Origin of the sequence: Streptomyces muensis, from assembly GCF_021474425.1 — a bacterium.
Taxonomy (GTDB): domain Bacteria; phylum Actinomycetota; class Actinomycetes; order Streptomycetales; family Streptomycetaceae; genus Streptomyces; species Streptomyces muensis.
This window is the reverse complement of sequence record NZ_JAKEIP010000409.1, coordinates 1-5,237: the sequence shown is the minus strand read 5'-3', so window position 1 is coordinate 5,237 and position 5,237 is coordinate 1. Positions and strand designations below refer to the sequence as shown.

The window sequence follows — 5,237 nt, the reverse complement described above, 5'->3', positions numbered from 1 at the left end:
CTGGACGTCCTGGTCGAGGCCTGGACCTCCGACACCGTCACCTACCGCGGCCACCGGGTGCACACCGCACTCGGCGGCCGGCCCCCGCACCCGCGCGCTCATGTACTCGGGTCGGGCTGAGTACTTGCGCTCTGGTCGGTGACCCGGTGGGCCGAAGACGCTTGGGCCATGCGTCAACGACTTGATGGACTCCTGCCGATCCTCCTGCCGGCCGTACTGTCGATCGCCGGGTGGGCCGGCTGGCTGGGCTGGGACCAGCAGCGCGATGTGCATCCCGACGGCACGACCACCGGGCCCTACGAGGCGTGGCAGGTGATCGGGCTGGTGCTGACATTGCTCGGGCCGGTCTGGTGGGCGGCGGCGCGGCGTCATTTCGTGGGTGCCGTGCTCGGCACCACGGGCGGGCTGACCCTCGCGGCGTTCTACGACTGGTCGGATGACGCCAGCGGTCTGTTCGTGATCGGGGTGGGGATGGTCATGGCCGGCAGCCTCGTCGTGACCGTCGCCCTTTCCGCCGTGATCGGCTCCCTCACCGCCCCCCGACCCGGCCGGCCGGGCTGAGCCCGCACCGGGAGCCACGCGCGGCGCCCGAGGGCGTTCGCGGCGGCGGCCTGCTCGACGAGGAGGGGCACAGGCGATTGTCAGGCCCCTCCGATCTGACGTACCGTCAGATCCATGGACGCGATCTGGCTCACAGGTGCGGAATGGCTGGCCGTGCTCCGGATAGGCCTCGGGCTGTGGTGGCTGGAGAGCTGGCGGCACAAGGACAAGAAGAGCTGGTTCGAGGGCGCCGGGATCTCCTGGGCGGCCGGCGTGGCGGCCAAGCACCGCTGGAACGCCGTACGCTCCGGCTTCGAGGTCGTCGTGGCGCCGCGGCCGCGGACGATGGCGTACGTCGTCCTGTACGCGGAACTCGCCCTCGGACTCGGGCTCGTCCTCGGGTTCCTGACCCCCATCGCCCTCGTCGGCGGGCTGTTGCTCAACGTCCTCTACTTCACGCTCATGATCCATGACTGGGGCGAGCAGGGGCAGAACTCGATGATGGCGCTGATCTCGCTGGTCGCGCTGTTCGGGATGTCCTGGCAGTCGTGGTCGGTGGACAGCGCGCTGGGGCTGTTCTGATGAGCGCCCCGCTGAACGCTCCGACGAATGCCCCGACGGGCGCCCCGCGCTTCGACATCCCGGAAGCCGACGCCTTCACGCGTACGTACTGGGACGCGGCGGCGGAAGGGCGGCTGCTGGTGCGCCGCTGCCGGGCCTGCGGGCGGGCCCATCACTACCCCCGCGAGTTCTGCCCGCACTGCTGGAGCGAGGACGTCGACTGGGAGCCCGCGAGCGGCCGGGCCCGCCTCTACACCTGGTCCGCCGTGCACCGCAACGACCTGCCGCCCTTCGGGGAGCGGACGCCGTACGTCGCCGCGGTCGTCGACCTGGCCGAGGGGCCGCGGATGATGACCGAGGTCGTGGAGTGCGCGGACGCCGGGCGGCTGCGGGCCGGGATGGAGCTGGAGGTCGTCTTCCGGGACGGGGTGCCGGTGTTCCGCCCCGCCGGCTGAGTCACGCGGGTGTGGGTGACGTCAACCTGTGGGCCCGCGTCGCCGTGTTAACTCCCGTACCCCCAACTCCCGCCTGAGCGTGGTGTCTTGTGTCGGGTTGGTGTCCGCGGCGGAAAAGGGGGCACAGTCGCCCCCGGGGCGCGGGATCATGAGGTATGCGCCCGGACGACTGGTACTGCACCCAGGATCTCAGCGGCTTCCTCTCCCACGCCGGTGGCTTCCTGCGCTCACGCCCCGATCTGCACACCGTCGCCCTGACGGTGACCGAGACGCTGCGCACCGGCGGACTGCGTGCGTACGGCGACGAGGCGCCGCTCTTCGGTGCGCTGGAGGTCGGCGGACAGGTGCGCGCGGCCTACTTCCGCACCCCGCCCTACCGGCTGAACGTCACACCGCTCACCTCCGAGGAGGCCGAGTCCCTCGCCGCCCACCTGGTCGCCCTCGGCCACTCGGTCCCCGGCGTCATAGCGGCCCGTGAGACCGCCGAGGCCTTCTCCGCCGCCTGGCGCCGCCACCTGGGCGGCCGGGCCACGGTCGGTCAGCGCCAACGCCTCTACCGGCTCGGCAACCTGACCGTCCCGCAGCCCCTCCCGCGCGGCCGGGCGCGGGTCGCGGGCAAGGAGGACCGGGAGCAGCTGACGCAGTGGTACGGCGAGTTCATCGAGGCCGTCGGCGACCACGCCGCCCGCGACGCCACCGCGTGGGCCGACTCACGGATCTCCTACGGCGGCGTCACCCTCTGGGAGGCCGAGGACGGCACCCCGCTGGCCATGGCCGGCGTGACCCCGGTCGTCGCGGGACAGGTCCGGGTGGCCCCGGTCTACACCCCGGCCCCGCTGCGTGGCCGCGGCTACGCGGGCGCGGTCACCGCCCACGTCAGCCGGTCCGTGCTCGCCTCCGGGGTCCGCGAGGTGCTGCTCTTCACGGACCTCGCCAACCAGACCAGCAACAGCCTCTACCAGCGCATCGGGTATCGGGCGGTGGCCGACTTCACGGCGTACGACTTCCGCGGCACCCGGGGCTTCCCGGCCAGGCCCTAGCCGCCTGGGCTCCGCCCCCCGGAAATTCGCTGCCGTGCCTCCGTGAACCGACGACACGGCCCCCTGATCGGCCGCCATGGCCCTGTGATCCGTACACGCTATTGTGCATCTGCAATCTGTTCGAAGAGCGCTCAGGTGTACGGGGAAAAGTAGGTCTCAGGGTGTCCGATCTGGGGAGGCTCATAGCCAACCGGTACCGGCTGGTGGAGCGTGTCGGCCGTGGCGGGATGGGCACCGTGTGGCGGGCCGAGGACGAACTGCTCAACCGGCATGTCGCCCTGAAGAAACTGCACGTCCCGCCCCATCTGCACGAGGACGAGGTCCAGCGGCTCCACGAGCGCACCCGCCGGGAGGCCCGCAGCGCGGCCCGGATCACCCACCCGCATGTGATCGTCGTGCACGACGTCGTCGACGACGAGGGCCTGCCCTGCATCGTCATGGAGTACGTCCCCTCCGTCACGCTCGGTGACGTGCTGAAGCGGCGGGGCGCGCTGTCGCCGGGCGAGGCCGCCCGGATCGGCCGTGGCATGGCCTCCGCGCTGCGCGCCGCGCACGACGCCGGTGTGCTGCACCGGGACGTCAAGCCCGCGAACGTACTGCTCGGGGACGACGGCCGGATCGTCCTCACCGACTTCGGGATCGCCGTGGAGTCCGGGACCTCGTCGCTGACCAGGACCGGGGAACTGGTCGGCTCGATCCAGTACCTCGCGCCGGAGCGCCTGCGCACCGGGATCGCCGAGCCCGGCCCCGCCTGCGACCTGTGGTCGCTGGGAACGACGCTGTACGAGGCCGTCGAGGGACGTCCGCCGTTCGGCCGGGACACGGCGATCGAGACGGCGTACGCCATAGCCGCCGACCCGTACGAGCCCCCGCGCCGCGCGAAGGACCTGGCGCCGGTGATCGAGGGACTGCTGGTGAAGGAGCCCGACCGGCGTATGAACGCGCAGGAGGCCGAGCACCTCCTGAGCCGGGTGTCTGGCGAGGCGACGGTCCCGCTCGACCCGCCCACGCGCCCGGAACCGCTGCGGACCACCGCACCCGACACCGCCACCCCCGCCGCACCGGGGCGGAAGCGCGGCCGCCGCACAGCTCTGTGGATCGCGTCGGCCCTGGTGGCCGCCGCCTTGGTGACGGGCGGACTGCTGCTGAGGCCCGGCGGCGACGCCGACTCGCGGGACGACTCCCCGAACCGGTCCCAGTCACAGTCCCCGAGCCCGTCCCCCTCCACGTCGTCCGGGTCCGGCAACTCCACGGACCCGGGCTCCGCCGCCTCCCCGTCCCCGGTTCCCGCCGGCTACCACCTCGTGAAGGCCGGCCAGGGCTTCTCCGTGCCCGTCCCGGACGGCTGGACGGCCAAGGACGTGCCCAGCGGCGAAGTCGCCTACATCGACCCGTCCGGGCTGGTGGGGCTGAGGGTCGAGGTGGTCGAGTTCGCGGGGTCCGATCCGCTCCAGCACTGGCGGGACACCGAGGAGGACCAGACGCGCCGCGACAACCCGGGCTACGAGCGGGTCAGGATGAGCCGTACGGAGTTCCGGGGGCGGCCCGCCGGGTACTGGGAGTTCACCTTCCAGGGCAGGGCACGGGAGTTCCGGGGAGTCGAGCTGGCCTTCAGCGGCGCCGACAGCACCCAGTACGTCATCTACCTGTCCGGGCCGAACGCGACGTGGAACGAGCACCGGCCGATCTTCGACACCGCCGTCAACGGGATCCGCCTGCGCGACTAGGCCGTGTCCGGCCAGGCCGTCTCCCGCTTAGGGCCAGAGCAGCTCCTTCCCCCAACCATCCGCTGTCCTGCGGTAGTTGAGCCGCACGTGCCGCCTGCGGGCGTCCCCCTGGAAGAACTCCACCTCGTCGGGGCGCAGCTGGTACAGCGTCCAGGTCGGCACGGGGGCGTCGGGCTCGCGCTGCGCCCGCTCCCAGGCCGACTCGGAGGTCCGCGCCAGCTCCTCCAGCGATCCGAGGACCTGGCTCTGCCGCCCGGTCAGCGCGGCCGCCAGCGCGCCGGTCGAGCGGGCGTGCAGATCGGCCTGGCCCTCCTGGGCAGGGGCCGCCGTCACCGGGCCCCGCACGCGCACCTGGCGTCCCTGGGTCGGCCAGTAGAAGCCGAGGGCCGCGTAGGGGCGGGCCGTGAGCTGGCGGCCCTTGCGGCTGTCGACGTGGGTCGCGAAGGACCAGCCGGACGCGTCGGCGCCGTGCAGCATCACGGTCCGTACGTCCGGCAGCCCCTCGGCGTCGGCCGTGGCGAGGGACATGGTGTGCGGTTCCACCTGCCCGGCGGCGACCGCCTGCGCGAACCAGGCCGTGAACAGGGCGAGCGGTTCGGCGGGCGCGGCGGCCGGGTCGAAGTCCGGCAGCTCGGTGACCGCCGGGTCCCACACCCGCAGCGACCTCAGCAGTTCATGAAGATCCGGGTCGTGACGATCCGGCCGGCGCGGATCCGGCCGGTGCGGATCCGGTTCGTGGAGATCTCTTTCCATGCCTCGATTGTCACGTGCGTACGCCGCCGGCCCACGCTCAGTCCCTGCCCAGCACCACCGTCCCCGACGAGCAGAACCACCCCCCGGTCGCCGACGCCACCCCCAACCGGGGCAGCCCGCCGTGAACAGGGCGAGCGGTTCGGCGGGCGCGGCGGCCGGGT

At 72.6% G+C, this 5,237-nt stretch carries 6 protein-coding genes and 1 pseudogene; 5 read left to right on the top strand and 2 right to left on the bottom strand.

The annotated features are described in order from the left end of the window. The first annotated feature begins 168 nt into the window (after positions 1-168). From L0P92_RS41970 to L0P92_RS41950, 5 genes are all read left to right on the top strand, one after another. On the top strand, positions 169-561 hold the full coding sequence (locus tag L0P92_RS41970) for a hypothetical protein (RefSeq protein ID WP_234768396.1): 393 nt from the start codon (positions 169-171) through the stop codon (positions 559-561). Positions 562-675: 114 nt separating this feature from the next. Beyond that, complete coding sequence (locus tag L0P92_RS41965) at positions 676-1,122, top strand: DoxX family protein (protein ID WP_234768395.1); 447 nt, start codon at positions 676-678, stop codon at positions 1,120-1,122. Beyond that, positions 1,122-1,556 (top strand): Zn-ribbon domain-containing OB-fold protein, encoded by a 435-nt coding sequence (locus L0P92_RS41960; RefSeq protein ID WP_234768394.1) that lies wholly within the window; start codon positions 1,122-1,124, stop codon positions 1,554-1,556. Before L0P92_RS41965 ends, L0P92_RS41960 begins: the two co-directional genes overlap by 1 nt. 155 nt (positions 1,557-1,711) lie before the next feature. Further along, positions 1,712-2,596, top strand: a complete 885-nt coding sequence (locus L0P92_RS41955) for a GNAT family N-acetyltransferase (RefSeq protein WP_234768393.1) — start codon at positions 1,712-1,714, stop codon at positions 2,594-2,596. Between the two features lie 161 nt (positions 2,597-2,757). Further along, complete coding sequence (locus tag L0P92_RS41950) at positions 2,758-4,323, top strand: serine/threonine-protein kinase (protein WP_234768392.1); 1,566 nt, start codon at positions 2,758-2,760, stop codon at positions 4,321-4,323. Between the two features lie 27 nt (positions 4,324-4,350). Here the strand turns inward: L0P92_RS41950 and L0P92_RS41945 are convergent, their stop codons facing one another. Both L0P92_RS41945 and L0P92_RS41940 read right to left on the bottom strand, forming a co-directional pair. Continuing rightward, positions 4,351-5,076: a pyridoxine/pyridoxamine 5'-phosphate oxidase gene (locus L0P92_RS41945; RefSeq protein ID WP_234768391.1), complete on the bottom strand. Its 726-nt coding sequence runs from the start codon at positions 5,074-5,076 to the stop codon at positions 4,351-4,353. A gap of 37 nt (positions 5,077-5,113) precedes the next feature. Beyond that, positions 5,114-5,237 (bottom strand): annotated as a pseudogene (locus L0P92_RS41940) (acetyl-CoA acetyltransferase); the annotation flags it as partial.

Coding starts and splice junctions, on each gene's coding strand:
- L0P92_RS41965 (WP_234768395.1), top strand. CDS start 676: ATGGACGCGATCTGGCTCACAGGTGCGGAATGGCTGGCCGTGCTCCGG.
- L0P92_RS41955 (WP_234768393.1), top strand. CDS start 1,712: ATGCGCCCGGACGACTGGTACTGCACCCAGGATCTCAGCGGCTTCCTC.
- L0P92_RS41970 (WP_234768396.1), top strand. CDS start 169: ATGCGTCAACGACTTGATGGACTCCTGCCGATCCTCCTGCCGGCCGTA.
- L0P92_RS41960 (WP_234768394.1), top strand. CDS start 1,122: ATGAGCGCCCCGCTGAACGCTCCGACGAATGCCCCGACGGGCGCCCCG.
- L0P92_RS41945 (WP_234768391.1), bottom strand. CDS start 5,076: ATGGAAAGAGATCTCCACGAACCGGATCCGCACCGGCCGGATCCGCGC.